Here is a 20,400-nt window from a genome sequence, read left to right as displayed (position 1 = left end):
TTTTACTTATATTTAATTAGCCTAAAGACTAAATAATAATTTAATACATTTAGTTATAAAATATATAATTATATGAAAGAGGATTTTTCATGTACTATTCAAAATATTTTTTGAATTTTAGTAAAATATATTATTCGCTTTTTTTTACTGCTATATTGCCAAGTTTTTTCATAAATATACTTTATTTAACTAATCCTCTATATATGATGCACATATACGATAGCGTCATCGGTTCGCACAGCAAAACTAACCTGATCGCTTTAAGCGTAATAACAATCTTTCTTTATTCACTGTTTTTTTTCTTCGATTTAATACGTTCAAAACTATTAATAGAATCTTCAAAATTAATAGAACAATTTTTTCAACCTTATATTATAACATTAACCAAAAAATATGATATAAATTACACATCTATTATCTCCGTCGTCTCATCTATAGATCGACTCAAGCAATTTATTAAATCACCCGTTTTACCTGCTTTATTTGACATAATATTCACCCCAATATTTATTATATTAAGTTTTTTCATACATCCAATATTAGGATCGTGGGCAATCATAAGCGGTATACTAATCCTTGCTATAGCATTTATATTTCAAGCTAAAAATGAAAAATTGGAACAAAGATCTAAAAAACACCAACACGATGAGATAAATTTTGGAAAAGCGGTAATGTATAATTATGAATATATGTATACCCCTTATACACGTGATTTTTTATTAACATGCTGGAATAAAAAACGTGCTATTTTGCAAGATAATCTATTACTAATCGCAAATAAGCACTGTTTCGGAATATCTTTAATAAAAACACTACGAATGACTTTACAATCCTCAATTCTAGGAATAGGAGCTTGGCTGGTTATTGATCAAAACCTATCAGCTGGTTCTATTATAGCTACTTCTATTATTACTGCCCGAGCAATGGCACCTTTAGAACAAATAATAAATTCAAAAAAATATCTGAAAATTGGATTTGAATCTTTCAAATATCTCGTAAGTTTGAATGATTTTAATACTATTCTCAATTCATCTAATTCTCAAAAGTTAATAAGAATGAAAATACCAAATAGCAATATAACTGCAAAAGACATAACACTAAGCGATAAAAGAAATTCTCATCTTATTTGCCACAATTTATCATTCACTATTCCAGAAGGAAAACATTGTGTAATTGCTGGGCCGAGTGGATGCGGAAAAAGCAATCTATTACTTTGCATGATAGGTTTACGTAAATTGGAAAAAGGAATCATATCATTAGGAGAAGAAAAAATCTCCAATAATTTCATTGAAAATTTCTTTCCACAAGTTAGTTATCTCTCACAAAAATGTCATTTATTCCCAATAAGTATTGTAGAAAATATTACCTTATCTCACGATAAAGATTCATTAAATATTGCAAAAAAAGCAGCAAAAACAATAGGGTGTCACGAAGATATTTTATCCCTTAAAAATGGGTATCAAACCACTTATGTTGATAATGAAATATCATATAACCTTATACAAAAAATTCGTTTATCACGAATCATAGCTAATGATCCTAAAATCATTTTTATGGATGATCCACTAAATCACCTAGATAATATTGCGAAGAACAATTTACATATACTACTTAAAAAATTCAACGAAAACAAAAAAACAATTGTTATGATCTCAAACGATCCAAAGACAATCAGCATATCAGATTTTTTATTTATATTCCATCCTAAACAAGGTTTTCTTTTTGGACCGACACAAGATATTTACAAATTATCAACACCTTCTCATAGTAATATAAAAATTTAAGATGAATAATTTTATTTGGAAAAGCTCTAAAAAAATTAATTTTACTTCTCTCGAAAAAATTACCATATTGTCTACTATTGGAAGTATTGCACTGCTCACATGGTCTTTTATATTTCCTATAGAAATAAATGTTTCCTCTTCTGGAGAGATTTTAAATGATGACGATGTAGTTGAAATTAAATCTCCTTTTTCTGGTATAATCAAAAAATTTCAAGTAAAAGATGGCGAACATATCATGCAAGGAAAACCTCTTCTAACGTTCGAAGATACTGAAATTACAAATCTAATTAATTTGAAAAAAGTGTTTATTGATGACTTGCAATGCCGAGTAGATACTTCAAGAGATGCACTGAACTTTCTACATAAAAAATACAATACTCTTGAAAAATCTTTTGAAACAAGAGACGAACAACTACTATATTTCTTAAGGGATTACCCTTCTACTTGTTATAAATCTTTCAATTATGAAACATCAAATGTATTCAAGTCATTAAAGCTGAAACTAACACGTATAAAAAACATTTATTTGAATTATCTCGATCTAAAAAACAAAGGATCTTTATTAAGTTCGATCTTATTATCTCATCAAAAAGATTTAACAATTATGCAAGAGCTTTTTAAACATAATTCTGTCAGCAAAAATGATTTGAATCAACAAGAAAGAATCTTGTATAAAAGCTTAATTGAATCAACTGAGAATTCCAATGCTCAAGAAAATGCTTTGCGTCATATCAATGAATTAAATGATGAAGCTAATTTAGAATTTGCTACTTATATAAAGGATATTTCTCGTGATTTAGAACAAAATCAACATACTTTAACAGATGAAATATCAAAACTTGATGTTCTTAGAAAAAAAATAGAGCAACAAACAATCCTATCTCCAATTACTGGAACTATTGTATATAATAAAAGCTTTTCTTATAGTAACTATGCACAGCAATCACAACTATTGATGAAAATAGTTCCTCAAAGTAAGCTAACATTCGTAAGAGCAAAAGTTACACCTAAACAAATTCAAAACATCAAAAAAGATCATATAGCTGTTGTACGTTTTCCATATTATACCAATATTCAAGAAAAAAGATTCAAAGCAATTATAGAAAAGATAAGCCCCATTATCTCACATAATAACAGTGATTTACAAACACAAAATTATTATGAAGTTATTTTAAAAATTAATGATCCTGCTTACTTCAATAGTAATATAGAACTACGAAATGGATTCCCTGCTGAAATTATTTTTACAGCAGAACGAACTACTATTGCACAAGAAATAATCCGACCAATTATGAAAAATTGGCCAAAAATATTTGAAAGGTGATAAATTTTAACAAAAATTACTTTTAAAAAGATATATGTTGAGATGGTCTCTTACATAAATGAATATTTTTTTATCATAATAAATTATTTAAGATCAAATAAACAATCTCGGTTATGTTAAAACAATACATTGAAGATATAAAAAAATTATATAGATTTTTTGAATAGATATATGTATGAATTAGCTCTGAGAATATTTATAAACCTTATAATGAAAAATTTTGAGAGAATGATCATGAAGGAAACAATTGAAATTCACGGAGATAATAGACGTCCCCTATATAAGATTCTATACGTTCAAGTAATTATTGCGATTTCCGCTGGCATAGTGCTTGGTCACTTCGCTCCGCAAATAGGAATTCAGATGCAATTATTGGGTGATATATTTATAAAAATAACGAGAATGCTTATAACACCAGTGATATTCATTACTGTTTCCACAGGAATAGCACGCATGCAAGACATGAAAGTAATAAGAAGGATATTCTGGAAATCTTTAGTTCTATTCTTTATATTTTCAATGTTAGCACTGATTATTGGTTTAATCGTTGGTAATATAGCCAAGCCTGGCGTCGGAATGAATGTAGACTTAAAATTACTACACACAGAAAGTATAGCTCATATAAAACAATCTGAATCAAAAAGTTTTGTTGATTTTGTAAAAGATATGATTCCTAACACAGCCATGAGTGCTTTGACTTCTGGGAATATATTGCAAACATTGACTGTTGCTGTGCTTTTCGGAATTTCCCTCTCTCTAGTTGGTGAAAGATCAAATACTATCAAAAAATGTCTTGAAGAGATTAGCTTTCCTATTTTTAAAATGGTCTCTATTATTATGAAAAGTGCTCCTTTAGGAGCTTTTGGAGCTATGTCCTTCACGATAGGAAAATATGGTCTATCCTCACTTCATAATCTTGTTTTTTTAGTAACTTGTTTGTATGCAACATCAGCTTTTTTTATTCTTGTAATATTAGGATTATTAGCAAGATTTTGTAATTTTTCCGTGATCAAACTGATATCCTTCTTAAAAGAAGAAATTCTTTTGGTGTTAAGTACTTCTTCGTCAGAATCTGCTCTTCCCGGATTAATGAAAAAAATGGAAGAAGCTGGTTGTAATCGTTCAATAGTTAGTATGGTCGTCCCTACAGGATATTCTTTTAATCTAGATGGCAGTAATATCTATTTAACATTAGCAATACTATTCATAGCACAGGCTACTAATATTCATATTAATTTAGAAGATCAGATTGCCATACTCTTAATAGCAATGATATCGTCAAAAGGAGCTGCTGGAGTAACAGGATCTGCATTTATAACTCTAGCAGCAACTATAGCTTTAGTTCCATCGTTACCAATTGCCGGAGTAACATTGATATTAGGAGTTGATAGATTTATGTCAGAATGCCGATCAGTAACAAATTTTATTGGTAATGCAGTGATGACAGTTGTTGTAAGCAAGTGGGAAAATAAATTAGATCAAACATTATTTCGTAAATCTATAGGGATTAAATGATTTCCATAAAATAGTTTATATAAAACCGATTTTTTAATCTATATCAGGATCTACCGTAATATAGTATTAGTTCTATCTTTCCAATTGCCGTGGTAACATTGATATTAGAAGTAGATAGGTTTATGTTAGAATGACTATCAGTGATAAATTTTATTGGTAATGCCGTGTTGACAGTTATTGCAAGCAAGTAGAGAAATAAATTTTAGATATAAATCAGCTAATAAATAATAGTATATTATCGAGTGATTTAACAAAATATATTTAAAACGATATTATAATGTAAAATATCATTTTTATAATATAAAAATGTTGGAACGTTGAAATATTCAAAAAAAGTTATAATTTTCTAAAACTATAGTTATGCTAATTCTTATATATTCCAACGTATCAAATTTTTTAGATATTCTATAATAAATGATTATTTTCCATTAAAATAAAATAATTAGATGCACATTCCCCTGTTTTAAGAGGGTGTTGATTCTGATCGGTTTTTCCTATAGTAATTCCGCACCTATTTGTTCATAAATTTCTACTTCTTTTTAACTAATTAATAATCAAATGCCCTTCGTTACTTGACTTAAATAGTTGAGTAATAGTAGAAAATTCAACCTAGTATTTATTTTTATATATTTATTAGAAGAAGGAGAAAATGTGAAATATATAGTATTCATCAGTATTATTTTCTTTGTATTTAACGGGATGGGAGCCCAAATATCTCTAATGCTGATGACAAATTAGGGACTAATAGTTCTAAATTCGAAAAAGACTTCAGATATACCTGAAGTAGTTGTTTTACCTAATCGGGTATTTAAGAACACTTACTATCCTATAGTTTCTATAGGCATAGGGAAAAATTAATTACTAAGAGAAGAAATTTCAGTTGGAGTAGGAATTTGGCTTATAAGAGATGTATATAGTAAGTATTTTCTTCACAGGTAGAACCGAAAAGCTACCACAATAAAAGTGGATGCACAAGCGACTGGGACGATCTCAAGCATTGGGGCTTAGAAAATGAATGTATCGTTTCTTCTATACGATGGTAAATACTTTTATATTGAAACAATATTATCCATTCTACCAGTGCCTAATCAAGGGCTATAGTATCAGGGCGTGGTTTAGAGTACTAAGTTATCCGGTATGGTTGCAAGCCGTGGTTGGTGAGGGATATGATTCTTTATACGGATACGATTCTTTTATATAAAATAAATTTGCTGTATCGTATCAATTCTAACTCCGTATCTTCTTAGATATGCTTTTTACAAACCAAACATAGAAGTTATACTTTCTTGAATAAAAGGAGGTATATTACTCAAAAAAACTTATAAAGTTATTCATTTTTTATACTTTTCTTTCTTTTCTATAGTTATTATATCTGCTAACCAAAAGCCTAGAATACCCTTGGTTATATTTTATTTAAAAAAGATGAATGCAGAAAGGGATCTTTTATCAACTAAGACATTTTTAAAACATCACCAATACAATATTTGGATTAAAAGAACGAAAAGCTGGAATTGAGAAATATGCTCATGGATTTCGTATAACTTTTCTCTGCTATTTTACTAGCAGAAGATGGAGGAATGTCTTATCGTTAAATTACGAGTTCTAATAATAAATTACTATCCTAATCTTTCTTATATTCAAAAACAATTATTTACCTTTTGAGCTTGATAATTCTTTTAAATATATCTTTTCCTATACGGTCACGAAAAACTGAATTTAACATAGCAGAATCATCTGCTTTAAAAAAACTATGAGGACTCGCACATTGTCGTAACAAATTATTTGCTCTTGACTGTTGTGAATCTGGAACTGAAAAGGCGATTGTCATTATTTTTACACCGTGTGATTTAATGTCATTACAAACTTCAATTACCTCATTATCATTATTAAACGAATTTGCCCCATCTGTTAAAAGTATAATATACTTTCTAACATTAATATTATTTTTACTTTCATGTAAATGATCTTCTTGTGAATCAAGTATTAAATCACGTGCACTTTTAATAGCATTATATATATTAGTCCCACTGTTGTAATCAATATTAAAATTATTAACTATACTTTTTTTGAAAGAATCTACACCCCAATCAAATTTACTAATTATATTATTATAATCAAAAAAAATTGATGACATCCTTACTTTATTTTCATGATCATCTAATTTAGTAATAGTATCTATAATACTAGATAATGCATCACGTACAAGATATCTCTTCTGCACTGAATACTCTGCGATATCAACAAGCTTCTTTTTTACAACTGAATTATCATTTTTATAAATGAGTTTATATAATGAACTATCACAAGACATAACACGATCAGAGTCAGTTAAACTTTCATCTTTTGAAAAAACACCAAATTTATTAAGTAATGATTCCGGTATATCTTGATGATCATAGGAATATATTGGAGTACTAAAGCAGTTTGCAATTCTACCATTAGAAAGGCTATAACTGTTCATTGAGGATGATCTATCAACGATAAATTGAAGTGACAATCCCTCTCTTGGCATATCGCGTGTTGAAATCGTCTCTCCTTCAGAAATAGCATTAACTAACCATTGTCTTAAATTAATAGGACTTACATAAAATAGAAAAGGGTTTAATGAAAAATTATAACTCGAAGAAAGAATAATACTATAAGAAGATTTGATAATATTCTTTTTAATACTTACTATCGTATTTTTAATAATACCTTCAATTTCTTCTTCTGTGAAATCATGCTTTAAATTCTCTTTAAAATGCCGTAATAAATATCCCTTTATATTCTCCTTCAATAACTTAAAAGAATTATCAGTACTCAAAAAATTCTTTTTACTTACAGCATCGGCCAATGGAACCGAAGAAGCAAAAATAGCCGAATTAGCAGCTTGTTTTAAAGCACTATTACAATGCAACCAACGAGCTATATCAATTAGCATACCAATTAATATGAATATAATAGGAAAAATCAATGCCGTTATTATAAGAAAGCCTCCTGTATAAGACTTTTTTAACCTTTTAAAATGAAAAATAAAATTTTCACAAAAAACCATAAACTATTCCACAACATCTTCTTTAAAATATATATTTTATATAATTATCTTACTTGGACTATAAAACAAACACTTTAAAAAGGATAGAGACGTTTTAATGTTATGGTAAATAAATTCAATATTAATACAAAAAAATTATTTTAGATTTATACAGATAAATTAAAGAACAGCATATCTTATAAATTATTAGTATAATAAAATATAAAATATTAATCCGAAGAAATATAGAAAATAATCTATAATAATAAAGTAGTATACGTATGTATATTAAAATAACAAAATATATTTGCCGTAATATATAATAATATACTACTGACTATTAAGTCAAAAAAAATTGATTAACCTATTGTAAATAATTTATATAGGAAATTATTTTATAAAATTACTCCAAATTGCTATAAATCTAACATGAGAATATTTGACTAGTATATAAAAAGTAAAAAGAAAAAAATCTATTCAAAAATTTCATTTTTAGAGAACCAATAAGATATTTCCTCTAACGCATTTTTCGAAGAATCAGAACCATGAATGGAATTCTCTCCTATTGAAATACCATACTTATTTCTAATAGTACCTTTCAATGCTTTTTTAGGATCAGTGTCTCCCATAATATCACGGTTTTTAGAAATAGCCAGTTCTCCCTCAAGAACTTGCAAAAAAACTGGTCCCGAAGTCATAATTTGTACTAATTCAAAGAAAAAAGGGCGATCCTTATGAACTATGTAGAATGATTCTGCTTGTTTTTTATTCATCCAACAAAACTTAGCAGCAACTATACGCAATCCATTATTTTCTAAATCTTTAATAATAGATCCTACTAAATTACGCCTTACAGCATCCGGTTTGATAATTGAAAAAGTTTTTTCTATAGCCATATTAATCCTATTCTAAATATCTGCTATCTTTGATTAATCATTCTGATAACACTATTACAAGTTTTACAATAATATCCTCAAAATTTAGATAGGTAAAATACATTACAGTTGTATTTACTGTTCTAAATACAATTTTTTATAGCAAATCAATAATCATAAAAATCTAGTTTATACCCTCTTTTTTTAAGATTAACCCAATTTAAACGTCCCCATTTAATACTTTCGTCATCATCAGAGCACATTACAAAAACCAATTTCTGATAAAGATCTAAATATTCTATATCGAAATGTGCTTTATCAACAAAAAATCTTACAGTAGATGCATTAACATTAGAAGAGTTTACTGTTAGCAAAACCGGCTGTAAACAAGAAAATACCCCTTCATCTCCTACATCTACACCATGAGGAAGAAAGCTGTCTTCTTTAAACATCCATAAAAACTCATTCAATTCATCACGTATGATCTCCGATCTAAATTGGACTGAGATACGATTACCTTCTTGATAATATTTTTGTAACAAATAGGATAAATTTTCCCGCCAATTATTTTTGAATTTATAGAAAAGGAAAACACTCATTTCTCATAGAAAGATCTAATAAACTCGTCTAACAAACGCACTCCAAATCCAGATGCCCAAGATTGATTAATATCTTTAAAATGATTCCCTGTAGCTGTACCAGCAATATCTATATGCGCCCACAATGTCTTATCTACGAATTTTTCCAAAAAATGAGCGGCTACAATAGAACCAGCACCACGACCACCAATATTTTTCATATCAGCAAATTTACTCTCGATGAGTTTACCATATTCCTCATTCATAGGCATACGCCATAGGAGCTCGCCTGAAGATAATCCCGAAGAAACCAATTTTTCAGCTAAATTATCATTATTTGAGAACAATCCAGCATAAATATTTCCTAAAGAAACAACTATAGCACCAGTCAATGTTGCTAAATCAATCATCACACAGGGATTATAATGGGTACGACAATACCATAATGCATCGGCAAGAATAAGTCTCCCTTCTGCATCTGTATTACTAACTTCAATAGTTTGACCAGACATTGATCGCACTATATCACCAGGACGCTGTGCAGAAGCACCTGGCATATTCTCAACCAAAGCTAAAATACCGATGGCATTTACCTTAGCCTTGCGCTCTGCTAACACTCGGAACAATCCAGTAACCGCTGCAGCACCAGCCAAATCACCTTTCATTTCTTCCATACCATTAGAAGGCTTAATAGAAATTCCACCACTATCAAACACAACACCCTTACCTATGAAAGCAAGAGGTTTTTCTTCTTCATTTCCACCATTCCACTTCATCACTGCTAAATATGGAGGACGAATAGATCCTTGAGAAACAGCTAAAAGAGCCTGCATTCCAAGATTATGCATAGCATCCTTATCAAGGATTTCTACTTCAACTCCAAGACTCTCAAGGCTTCTTACTTTTTCACAAAACTCATCTGTACCTAAGACATTTGCTGGCTCATTTACAATGTCTCGAGCTAAATTCACTCCATTAACAACAGATTTAATATCTTCTATAATTTCATTAGATTTCTCAATCACTTGAGTAATAATTGTAACAGAAATATTTTTACCATCAGACTTAATAGAAGACTTGTCTGTATTTTTAGTTTTATATCGATCGAATTTATAAATCTTCAGCATACATCCAAGAACAAAATCCCTAATTTTTGATTCTGATATAGAATATTCAGGGATATCAATAAATATTTCGATATTTTTATCTTCTTCTATGTAAGAGGCCGCATTTCCACCTGTGTTTAACCAAGAAAATAATTTACTGTTAGGATCCCCTACACCAATAACAATTAAACGATCCCATACACAATCAACAGGATCTAAAATATTTAAATACGACTTAGATTCACCTATAAAATTCTTAATAGATGCTGCACGCATTATAGAATTTGGAGAACAGACAAAATGAAGACCTGATATATCGGAAAAACTAGTTTTTAAAAGAATCGCTAGACCTCCTTTTTTAATAGAAGGATTCTTTGCAAATGAAAATTTTATATCCATAATTTTGATCTTACCCTTTTATGTGAATATCCCTTTAGGATCATCATTAATAAAATATAAAAATATAGCTGACAATCATATTTGTATGTAATAAACATTAATGTATACTTCGTAAATATTATGTAATTTAAAAAATAAAAATTCACTACCTTTTGTAATTCACATAAACCATATTTGAGATTAAGATTTTTTTCTTATGAAAATATTTGAAACTTACATATTTCGTCAAATAAGTAGATCATTTTTTGTCGCATGCTTATTCATAATATTTATAGCATGGACAATACAAATATTGAGACATATCAAACTTGTCTCATATGATGTCGAATCTCTAGATACTTTATTTAAAATATCCTACTATCTTGTCCCAACAATCCTACCGATGGCTGTTCCTTTTTGCTTCGCAATGGAAAGCACTAATGTCCTGACTTCCATGAACAGAAATTCAGAACTTTTTATTATTGACAATACAGGAACATCACGTATCAAACTAATAAAGCCAGTTTTAATACTAGCTACCCTATTGAGTGTTTTTCTATTTATATCAGAAAATTCCTTAGAACCAAAATGCCGTATTAGGATTAAAGAACTTAGCGAAAGAGCAAAATTAACTCTAATATTTACATCTTTAGAAGAAAACGAATTCTTCCAGATTGATGATAATTTATATATAAAAATTTCAAAATACAATCCTAATAATACATTAGAAGGTATTTTCGTGGCGGATTTGCGTAATACCAAGCAACAAATCATATACTATGCACAGAATGGATTAATAGATTTAGAGAAAAAATCTATAATACTACAAGACGGCGAAATACATAAAAAATCATCCATTTCAAAAGAAATATCAATCATAAAATTTAAATCTTATAATCTGGAAATACAAAATCCAAATACCTCAAAACACATTGAATTAAACGCACAAGATCAGAATCTATTCTTTCTTTTGAATCCAGACAATAAAAATCATAGCTATAAAGAACAATTACTAGGGACATATCGTTCAGAACTTCACAAAAGATTAACTCAATGGTTTCTTCCAATAATATTTGGATTAATTTCAATATTTTCAGCTGATAAAAGAGGATCTATGCGTCAAAAATTTAAAATACACCCTATATTTATAGCAATGTCTTTTTCTTTTGGATTCTTCGTGGTTTTTTCTTACATTATAAATGGCATTGAAAAAAAATATGGGTTCATTCCTTTACTATATTTTTTCATTTTTTGCACATGCATCATATTCCTTTTTATGATTAAAAAAAAATATACAAAAATATAATACTATTGATGGAATATATTGTTTTTATAACGGAGATTTAATGCTAGGCATTTTATGGAAGTATTTCTTCAAGTACTACTTGAAAAATACTTTATATTTTTTATTAGGTATTAGCACGCTGATTTTCGTTATTGACTTCAACGAAATACACAATCGAATGGGTTCACTGCCCCATTATAATTCGTATTTAGGAGCAATATTAGTCATAACGCGCATACCATTAATAATACAACAAATCATTCCATTTATTACATTAATTGTTAGCATAGTTGTGTTTTTTAGATTAAACAAGACAAATGAATTGGTCGTCGCACGTGCAGTAGGAATTTCAATATGGCAATTGTTAACTCCTTTTATCACTGGATCATTTTTGATAGGAATTTTTACGATATTAGTTATAAGCCCTATTTCTATTTCAGGAGAAAAAATAGGGAATAATATCGTAGAAGAATGGAGAGGTAATAATGAAAAAAAATCAGATATAATACCTTGGATAAACATAAAAAATGCAGACAAAGAAATTTTTATCGGAGCAAAAGAAATAAAACCAGAGAAGAATATACTAAAAAATTTTTTTTTTATTACTATTGATAGAAAAAGCAAAATAATCCATCGTATAGATGCTAATTTAGCTGTCATAAATAACAATAAAATTCATCTCAAACAAGTTACTGAATATAAATATGATACCGTCCCCATTTCTAAAAGAAAAATGATACTAGATATTCCTATAAAAATGGATAGTTTTCAAAAAACATCAGAACAATTTTTACCTATGTCTATTTATAAAATTATAAAAAAAATAAGTTTTTCAAATGAGAATAATATATTCAATAATTATCGTGCGGAAACTGAATTCTATTTTCTCATAACTATACCATTCATGCTTGTCTCAATGACATTGATAGCAGCTTCTGTAACTTTGGAATTTAATCGATCTAATCAACTTCGGAGTATAATAGCATATGGAATATTTTCTGGTGTTATGCTTTACAGTATTATAACACTTATGAAATCGCTTGGGAAAAATGGCACTATCATTCCTTGTGCGGCTGCATTAGTTCCAATTATTTCTACGATATCCCTTAGCATATTAGTTCTTCTTCAAAAAGAGGATGGTTAAAATTGCGATATAATTACAGATGTTTTATTGGCATCACTACTTTCCTAACGTTTAGCATAATTTTAACAAATGTCGAAGGAGAAGTTTTAACGGATAAAAAAATCATTGAGACTATTCCACATCAAAAAAAAGAAAAAAAAAATAATACTAACAATTCAGAACTAGATATATCTTCAGACGAGATTGTTCTTAATTCTGAAAGCAAGACTACAACGGCTATTGGAGACGTGAAAATAAAATACAACGGGTATCATATGTCTGCCCGAAAAATAACACTTGATCATAAAAATCATAGAATTATTGCTAGCGGTAATATTAAGCTTGTTGCACCTAATCAACATAAAATATATGCAGAATATCTTGATGTAACAGATAATTTTGAAAACGGCATCATTAAAAATCTCACTATTGATATGCCTAATAAAACCTATTTGACTGCCTCCAGTGCTAAAGTCATAAACGGACAAAATACTATTTTTGATCAAGGGACATATACAGCCTGTTCTAGTTGTGCCAATCAGAAAAAATCCCCTCTTTTTTGGATGGTAAAATCTAAAAGAATTATCCTCAACAGGCAAACACACACTATAAGATTAGAAAAAATATATTTAGAAATTTTCGAAAATTCCGTAATATATCTTCCATTCATTGAAATTCCAGATGAAACTGTAAAACGCAAAACGGGATTTCTTACACCTGTATTTTCTTCTGGAGCAAATCAAAAATTTGGATTCGGAATACCCTACTATATAGTTATATCTGATAGCTCAGATGCAACTTTTACCATCTCTCCTTATCCTAAAAAAGGCATTCTTAGTGAAATTGAACTGCGCAAATACTTTTATAACGGCAAACATACTTTACATGCTGCTTATATGTACAATGCATTTAACATTAATAAAGATTTTCCAGAACCACGTCACCAAGCAATGATTTCGTCCACTGCAGTATTCCAAATAAATCCTATATGGCATTTTGGATGGAATCTAACAGCACAAACACCTCACCTGATTTCTTCTATATATAACGAAGATCCTCTTTCAGAAAGAATAAAAACCAACGAAGTATATCTAGAAGGGTCTGGAGAAAAACATAAACTTGATGTAAGAGCACTGCACTATTATATCCAGGAACCATTGCACTTACAAGAAAAGAAATTTCCACAAGCTAATATTTATCCTCTAATAGACTATTACTATGTTAATTCTAAAAATTCTAAGGATAACAAGATATCTATCACTGGAAATATCACTGCAATATCTCGCATAAAAGAAGAAAATATTCCAAATACAATACAATACAATCAACAACTATGGATTCCTTACGGTTCAAATAGAAGATTAAGTATAAAAGCAGATTGGAGAAGAAATTTTATAGGGCCTTCTGGAATACTTTTTACACCTCTTGCAAATATAAAAGGTGATTTACACTACCTTTCTTTCGAAAAAGATAATTTCAACCATATAAAAAGAAACGATCAAAATATTATTGCACGAAAAATGCTAACTGCAGGATTGGATATAAGATATCCAATTGTAGCTATTTCCAAAAGATCTCGACACGTTTTAGAGGGTATAGCACAAATGTACGCAGCCACAGATGAAGAATATATCAAAGAAATACCTAATGAAGATTCTCAAAGCCTTGTACTTAGTTCGGCAAATCTATTTTCACAAAATAGATTCTCAGGATTTGATCGAACAGAAGGTGGAACTCGTGCTAATTTAGGAATTCGCTATACAGGTAATTTTAATAATCTATTTACAGTTCATGGAGTAATAGGACAATCGATTCATATTCTTGGGACAAATTCTTTGTCTATCCCTGATTCCATTGGGATAGAACAAAATTCAGGACTTGAAGATAAATTTTCTGATTATGTTGGAGCAATAAAGATATCTCTTCCTTCTAATATAATGTTTTCTACTCAAAATTTGATTAATACAAAAGATTGGTCCATACGACGTACGGATACGAATGTGCAATATACTATGAGTTCATTCTCATCAAATATCAGTTATACACATATCCCTAAACATCCTTTATATAGTTATAATTATACCCGTGACATAATTCAATCTGACATAAGATTTAAAATCAACGATTCTTTTTCTGCAAATGCATCGTTAAAATGGGATATCAATGATCGCGATACGGTACCATATCATTCGCTTGGGTTATCATATCAAAATGACTGCGCCACTTTCAAAATTTATTATAATAACAAATCATCCTCAAAAATAGACGCTTACAAAATTACTGCATCGTTATCACTAAGAACTATTGGAGAAATCAGCACATCTTCTTTATTTGACGAATACTAAGGATATGTATACTCTAAAATATTAGTTAAAATTACAATATTATAAATTAAATACAAGGTACTTAAATGATCTTAAATTTCTATAGTTCATTCAACAGTTTTATTAAGTTGTCCATATCATACTTCATCATATTTATCGCATGTATTACTTGTGTTGTTCCATATAAATCTTGGGCAATGTCTGGTCAAATATACGTTACAGTTAATGGAGAAGCAATTACTGATTTTGATATCTCAAAAAGGATAGCTCTTTTAAAACTTGAAAACATCAATGGAGAAATTGAAAAAATAGCAGCACAAGATCTTATAATAGAAACTTTAAAGAAACAAGAACTAGGGAAACATGGGATAACATTGAATTCATCAGCTATGAATTATTTTTTTGCACAACATGCTATAAATAATAGACTTTCAGAAAAAGATTTTATCAATTTTCTAGAGGAAAAAGGCATTGGTGAAAATCACTTTAAGCAATATCTCGCAGTACAATTAATATGGAACGACTTCATAAAGAAAGAATTCATGTTAAAATATAAAAATCCTGAAGAAGAAATTCTCTCTAATATACAAAAAGCAAAAAACAATCTCACTATTAAAGAATATTTAATAAAATTAATATTATTTTCAATACCTGACAATCAACTACAAAATGAAAAATTCGTCCAAAAAAGAATCAATGAGGCAAAAGAATCCCGATTTAGATTTCCAAAAGATTGTAATAAAATTGAATATTTTGCCTCTAAAATACAAGATGTATCTGTTAGCAAAGCACAATATGTTTTAGAATCTGATTTAAATCCTCAATTACAAAGTATTTTAAGAAAAGAAGAGAATAATACAACAGATCCCTTTGTTACAGAAAGAGGTGTAGAGTATATAGCTATTTGCAATAAAAGAGATTTGAATGGAGAAATTGCTTTGCAAGAATATTTTAAAAATAATATCCTCCCTAAAAAAATTGAAGAAAACGTAGAAGAATATATGCAAAAATTACTTTCAACCGCGAATATACATTACTACCAATAGGCAAAATATTATTCATGGATGAATCTTTTTTTTCTTTACCATTAATCCTTACTCAAGGAGACCCAGCAGGGGTTGGCCCTGATATATCGCTTAAAGCATGGAATAATCGTCAGATAACATCAATTCATCCTTTCATTTATATTGGAGATCCAGATGTTTTAAAAACACGTGCTAAACAGCTTAACCTTGATATCCCTATTTATGAAGCAGATTGTAAAAATGCATTTTCAGTATTTAAAAAAGCATTACCAATTATAAGATCTTCATGTAGATCAAAAGTTATCTCAGGAATACCAAATCCTAAAAATGCACCTAATACAATTGCCAACATTGAAACAGCAGTAAGTCTTACTATGTCAGGCCAAGCTATGGCAATAGTTACTAACCCAATTTCAAAGTACTTGCTATATCAGGAAAACTTTAGATTCCTTGGACATACAGAATTTTTAGCTGAATTAGCAAAGAGGAATACAGGAAATATTTTTAAACCAGTAATGATGTTATCTGGGCCACAATTACGTACCGTACCAGTTACAATTCATATACCAATTGCAGAAATTTGTAATACCCTTTCAACAAAAAAAATCATAGAAACATCTAATACCGTATATAATGCTATGCAACAATATTTTGGGATAAACCATCCTCGTATTGCTATATCAGGCCTAAACCCACATGCAGGAGAAAATGCAACTATTGGAATAGAAGAGGATAATATAATTGCTCCAGCCATTGCACATTTAAGAAATGAGAATAAAAATATTATAGGACCTCTTCCCGCCGATAGCATGTTCCATGATAGTGCACGCAAATTTTATGATGTAGCTGTTTGCATGTATCACGATCAAGCACTTATTCCAATAAAAACTCTTAACTTTAATCAAACAGTCAACATAACACTAGGATTACCATTCATACGTACCTCACCAGATCATGGTACTGCCTTTGATATTGCAGGGAGTTCTCTTGCTACAGAGGAAAGTCTTGTTTTCGCTCTAAAAACAGCTGCACAATTAAAATATCAAAAGAATTTATGCAATGACCATACAAGATAAATATTCTTCATTAAAAAATATTCTTTTCCATCATAACATTGTTCCTAACAAAAAAATGGGACAAAATTTTCTTTTTGACCGGAATATTCTGAAAAAAATTGCAACAACATCTGGTTCATTACATGGAATTATTGTCATAGAAATTGGAGCAGGACCTGGCAATTTAACCCAAATTCTCTTAACATTAGGAGCAAAAAAGGTTATAGTTATAGAAAAAGATCCACAGTTTTTTCCAATTTTAGACAACATATCTTTACAATATCCTAATCGTTTGGAAATCATAAAAGAAGATGCACTACAAATAGAGTTCAAATATTTTTTTAACATATCCTATCCTACTCGCATAATTGCAAATCTTCCGTATAATATTGGAACAAGATTATTATTTAACTGGATTACAACTGATACCTGGCCTTCTTTTTGGGAATCACTGACTCTTCTTTTTCAAAAAGAAGTAGGAAAACGTATAACAGCTTCTCAAAACACTACTCATTATGGAAGACTAAGCGTTCTTACCAATTGGAGAACAAAAACTAAAATGGTATTTGATATTCCACCTCATGTTTTTTTCCCTTCCCCTAAAGTAATTTCGACAGTTGTTCACTTTACTCCCCGATTAAATCCTATTCATTGTTGTCTAGAATCTCTCAAAAAAATTACGCAAGAATCTTTTGGGAAAAGACGTAAAATGCTAAGGCAAAGTCTAAAAAAATTAGGAGGAGAAGATTTATTGAAACAAGCAGGGATAGAATCCAATCTCCGAGCAGAAAATATTTCAATAGAAGATTTTTGCCGTCTTGCAAATATATTTGCCAATAAATAACAATACTATTACAATAGAAAATAATAAAAAAAACATCTTACTTATTTACTTTGCAAATACCAAAAAAATTGTATAATCAAAATATGTTGCATCTAAAACACTACATTCCATGAAGATTAGAAGACTTTCTGAAAGAATCATCAACCAAATATCTGCTGGTGAAATTATTGAAAGACCCGCTGTTGCTGTTAAAGAGTTAATAGAAAATTCTCTTGATGCGGAATCCAGTCAAATTGAAATAGTCATTGCAGGAGGAGGAAAATCATTTTTTCAAATTACTGATAATGGTTTTGGAATAACGGCAGAAGAAATTCCAATGGCAGTAAGACGTCATTGTACTTCAAAGATATTAGATGATTTTTCCAATATTCAAACATTTGGTTTTAGAGGTGAAGCATTACCTTCAATAGGAGCTGTATCTCATCTTACTTTAATGAGTCGTACATCTGAAAATGACATTGGTGCACAAATTACCGTTTCTGGAGAAACAATATCTTCCGTTCGTCCAGTAGCTATGAATCCAGGTACTATTGTAGAAGTAAGAGACCTTTTTTTTACAATACCAGCAAGATTAAATTTTTTAAAAAGAGAACAAATAGAAACTAATTTAATAATTAATGTAATCAAACGCATGGCTATTGCTTATCCGAAAATAAGCTTCACATTCTCAACGATCAAGAATAATCGTTATAAAATTAATTTTCAATCCACCAATGGTGATCTTTCCAAGCGTATTTCTCAAGTTATTGGAGAAGACTTTATCAATAATGCAGTTGAAATTGACGAAATATCACATGAAATTACTCTACAAGGATATATAGGAATTCCTACTTTCAATAGAGGAAATACAAGTCAATTATATATTTTCGTCAATGGTAGAATAGTTCAAGATAAATTTATACTTTCAACGATTCGAGCGGCTTACTCTGAAACTATACCATTAGGAAGATATCCAGTAGTCGTTCTTTTATTAAAAATTAATCCAAGACAAATAGACGTCAACGTACACCCCGCAAAACATGACATACGTTTTCGAAATCCTACTGTAGTACGTGATTTTATTATTAAAAGCATTCAAAAAGCAATTAATAAAAAAAGAATATCGACTTCTTCTATTCTCTCCAAAAAGATGATTGATTCATTCCATCAAAATAATTTAGAAAAAATTAATCTTTATAAAAGTGGGAATATATTATCTAGAAACGATCAAGAGAAACTTCCTCTTCAAAAAAAACATCTATCTATAGAAAATTTATTACCTAAAGATAATAGTACATATTTTGAAGATAATGATGACTATATTGAAAATACCGAGAAATCGGACTATCAACTCGGAGTAGCATGTGCACAAATTCATCAAAACTATATTATTGCTCAAACATATGATGGGTTAGTTATTGTAGATCAACATGCTGCACACGAAAGGCTGGTTTTTGAAAAAATACGCAAAGATTTTAATAATAATAAAATTACTTCACAAACATTATTAATTCCAGAAATCATAGATCTTCTTGAAGAAGAATGTGCTCTAATCATAGAACATCATGAAAATCTACGCCGATTAGGAATTACAGTAGAACAATTTGGATCTAATTCCATTATTGTCCGTGAAATTCCTTCAATTCTATCCAGAGACAATATATCAAAAATCCTTCGAGATATTGTCGACGAAATTATAGACAGCAATACTACATATAATCTAATAGATAAAATAGAAAAAATACTTGCAACTATGGCTTGTTATGGTTCTATTAGATCAGGTAGAAAAATGCAATTGACTGAAATGAATCAACTATTGAGAGAAATGGAAAAAAGTGCAAATAGCAGTCAGTGTAATCACGGACGTCCTACTTTCATTAAATTAAAATTATCTGACATAGAAAAATTATTTGGACGTTAAAAAACAACATGTACAACATATTATTATAAAAAAGAACTTTGGCAAAATGAACAATAAAATTTATCATAATGGAAATGAAGCCCTAGTAAAATATAAAGATGGAATATTTGAAATTATAAGTCCTGGAACATATGTCACATGCGCTATCACAAAAGAACGTATTCCTCTAGATAAACTCTGTTATTGGAGTGTTGATAGACAAGTACCTTATGCTAACGCAGAAGCATCTTTGGAAGCTGAAAAAATTTCGGGAGTAATTATTTATTAAAAA

At 29.4% G+C, this 20,400-nt stretch carries 15 protein-coding genes; 11 read left to right on the top strand and 4 right to left on the bottom strand.

Annotated elements, in window-relative coordinates; all coding sequences use genetic code 11:
* The first annotated feature begins 203 nt into the window (after positions 1 to 203).
* The 3 genes from GY664_RS00155 to dctA all read left to right on the top strand — a co-directional run bounded on the left by GY664_RS00155 (position 204) and on the right by dctA (position 4,623).
* Positions 204 to 1,784, top strand: coding sequence for an ATP-binding cassette domain-containing protein (locus GY664_RS00155; protein ID WP_333947442.1), 1,581 nt, complete (start codon positions 204 to 206; stop codon positions 1,782 to 1,784).
* 1 nt (position 1,785) lies between these two features.
* Positions 1,786 to 3,108, top strand: coding sequence for an HlyD family secretion protein (locus GY664_RS00150; RefSeq protein ID WP_333947441.1), 1,323 nt, complete (start codon positions 1,786 to 1,788; stop codon positions 3,106 to 3,108).
* 234 nt (positions 3,109 to 3,342) lie between these two features.
* Positions 3,343 to 4,623, top strand: coding sequence for a C4-dicarboxylate transporter DctA (gene dctA / locus GY664_RS00145; RefSeq protein ID WP_333947440.1), 1,281 nt, complete (start codon positions 3,343 to 3,345; stop codon positions 4,621 to 4,623).
* A gap of 1,651 nt (positions 4,624 to 6,274) precedes the next feature.
* On the opposite strand, the gene GY664_RS00140 is transcribed toward dctA, so the two are convergent.
* The 4 genes from GY664_RS00140 to GY664_RS00125 all read right to left on the bottom strand — a co-directional run bounded on the left by GY664_RS00140 (position 6,275) and on the right by GY664_RS00125 (position 10,594).
* On the bottom strand, positions 6,275 to 7,657 hold the full coding sequence (locus tag GY664_RS00140; protein ID WP_333947439.1) for a VWA domain-containing protein: 1,383 nt from the start codon (positions 7,655 to 7,657) through the stop codon (positions 6,275 to 6,277).
* 452 nt (positions 7,658 to 8,109) lie between these two features.
* Positions 8,110 to 8,532, bottom strand: coding sequence for a nucleoside-diphosphate kinase (gene ndk / locus GY664_RS00135; protein WP_333947438.1), 423 nt, complete (start codon positions 8,530 to 8,532; stop codon positions 8,110 to 8,112).
* A 146-nt stretch (positions 8,533 to 8,678) separates the two neighbouring features.
* Positions 8,679 to 9,053, bottom strand: coding sequence for a DNA polymerase III subunit chi (locus tag GY664_RS00130; protein WP_333947437.1), 375 nt, complete (start codon positions 9,051 to 9,053; stop codon positions 8,679 to 8,681).
* Between the two features lie 53 nt (positions 9,054 to 9,106).
* Positions 9,107 to 10,594, bottom strand: a complete 1,488-nt coding sequence (locus GY664_RS00125; RefSeq protein ID WP_333947436.1) for a leucyl aminopeptidase — start codon at positions 10,592 to 10,594, stop codon at positions 9,107 to 9,109.
* 196 nt (positions 10,595 to 10,790) lie between these two features.
* Here GY664_RS00125 and GY664_RS00120 point away from each other — a divergent pair, with 196 nt between their 5' ends.
* The 8 genes from GY664_RS00120 (at position 10,791) to GY664_RS00085 (ending at position 20,397) form a co-directional block, all read left to right on the top strand.
* On the top strand, positions 10,791 to 11,879 hold the full coding sequence (locus GY664_RS00120) for an LptF/LptG family permease (protein ID WP_333947435.1): 1,089 nt from the start codon (positions 10,791 to 10,793) through the stop codon (positions 11,877 to 11,879).
* Positions 11,880 to 11,919: 40 nt separating this feature from the next.
* Positions 11,920 to 13,002 (top strand): LptF/LptG family permease, encoded by a 1,083-nt coding sequence (locus GY664_RS00115; RefSeq protein ID WP_333947434.1) that lies wholly within the window; start codon positions 11,920 to 11,922, stop codon positions 13,000 to 13,002.
* A gap of 2 nt (positions 13,003 to 13,004) precedes the next feature.
* The gene (locus tag GY664_RS00110) at positions 13,005 to 15,326 is read left to right on the top strand and encodes an LPS-assembly protein LptD (RefSeq protein ID WP_333947433.1); all 2,322 of its coding nucleotides are present in this window, start codon (positions 13,005 to 13,007) and stop codon (positions 15,324 to 15,326) included.
* A gap of 65 nt (positions 15,327 to 15,391) precedes the next feature.
* Positions 15,392 to 16,351, top strand: a complete 960-nt coding sequence (locus tag GY664_RS00105) for a peptidylprolyl isomerase (RefSeq protein ID WP_333947432.1) — start codon at positions 15,392 to 15,394, stop codon at positions 16,349 to 16,351.
* 14 nt (positions 16,352 to 16,365) lie between these two features.
* On the top strand, positions 16,366 to 17,406 hold the full coding sequence (pdxA, locus tag GY664_RS00100; protein ID WP_333947431.1) for a 4-hydroxythreonine-4-phosphate dehydrogenase PdxA: 1,041 nt from the start codon (positions 16,366 to 16,368) through the stop codon (positions 17,404 to 17,406).
* Positions 17,390 to 18,229 (top strand): 16S rRNA (adenine(1518)-N(6)/adenine(1519)-N(6))-dimethyltransferase RsmA, encoded by an 840-nt coding sequence (gene rsmA, locus GY664_RS00095; protein ID WP_333947430.1) that lies wholly within the window; start codon positions 17,390 to 17,392, stop codon positions 18,227 to 18,229. Before pdxA ends, rsmA begins: the two co-directional genes overlap by 17 nt.
* Positions 18,230 to 18,338: 109 nt before the next feature.
* The gene (gene mutL, locus GY664_RS00090; protein WP_333947429.1) at positions 18,339 to 20,129 is read left to right on the top strand and encodes a DNA mismatch repair endonuclease MutL; all 1,791 of its coding nucleotides are present in this window, start codon (positions 18,339 to 18,341) and stop codon (positions 20,127 to 20,129) included.
* 46 nt (positions 20,130 to 20,175) lie between these two features.
* Complete coding sequence (locus tag GY664_RS00085; RefSeq protein ID WP_333947428.1) at positions 20,176 to 20,397, top strand: DUF2093 domain-containing protein; 222 nt, start codon at positions 20,176 to 20,178, stop codon at positions 20,395 to 20,397.
* Positions 20,398 to 20,400: the final 3 nt, after the last annotated feature.

It is taken from the genome of Candidatus Liberibacter brunswickensis, assembly GCF_036858155.1.
In the GTDB taxonomy this organism is placed as follows: domain Bacteria; phylum Pseudomonadota; class Alphaproteobacteria; order Rhizobiales; family Rhizobiaceae; genus Liberibacter; species Liberibacter brunswickensis.
Note: the sequence above shows the minus strand (reverse complement) of the source record. Positions and strands in the feature narration are given on the sequence as shown.

Excerpts from the sequence above, each read along its gene's own strand:
- GY664_RS00155 (WP_333947442.1), top strand. The coding sequence starts at position 204 with ATGATGCACATATACGATAGCGTCATCGGTTCGCACAGCAAAACTAAC.
- GY664_RS00150 (WP_333947441.1), top strand. The coding sequence starts at position 1,786 with ATGAATAATTTTATTTGGAAAAGCTCTAAAAAAATTAATTTTACTTCT.
- dctA (WP_333947440.1), top strand. The coding sequence starts at position 3,343 with ATGAAGGAAACAATTGAAATTCACGGAGATAATAGACGTCCCCTATAT.
- GY664_RS00140 (WP_333947439.1), bottom strand. The coding sequence starts at position 7,657 with ATGGTTTTTTGTGAAAATTTTATTTTTCATTTTAAAAGGTTAAAAAAG.
- ndk (WP_333947438.1), bottom strand. The coding sequence starts at position 8,532 with ATGGCTATAGAAAAAACTTTTTCAATTATCAAACCGGATGCTGTAAGG.
- GY664_RS00125 (WP_333947436.1), bottom strand. The coding sequence starts at position 10,594 with ATGGATATAAAATTTTCATTTGCAAAGAATCCTTCTATTAAAAAAGGA.
- GY664_RS00120 (WP_333947435.1), top strand. The coding sequence starts at position 10,791 with ATGAAAATATTTGAAACTTACATATTTCGTCAAATAAGTAGATCATTT.
- GY664_RS00115 (WP_333947434.1), top strand. The coding sequence starts at position 11,920 with ATGCTAGGCATTTTATGGAAGTATTTCTTCAAGTACTACTTGAAAAAT.
- GY664_RS00105 (WP_333947432.1), top strand. The coding sequence starts at position 15,392 with ATGATCTTAAATTTCTATAGTTCATTCAACAGTTTTATTAAGTTGTCC.
- pdxA (WP_333947431.1), top strand. The coding sequence starts at position 16,366 with ATGGATGAATCTTTTTTTTCTTTACCATTAATCCTTACTCAAGGAGAC.
- rsmA (WP_333947430.1), top strand. The coding sequence starts at position 17,390 with ATGACCATACAAGATAAATATTCTTCATTAAAAAATATTCTTTTCCAT.
- mutL (WP_333947429.1), top strand. The coding sequence starts at position 18,339 with ATGAAGATTAGAAGACTTTCTGAAAGAATCATCAACCAAATATCTGCT.
- GY664_RS00085 (WP_333947428.1), top strand. The coding sequence starts at position 20,176 with ATGAACAATAAAATTTATCATAATGGAAATGAAGCCCTAGTAAAATAT.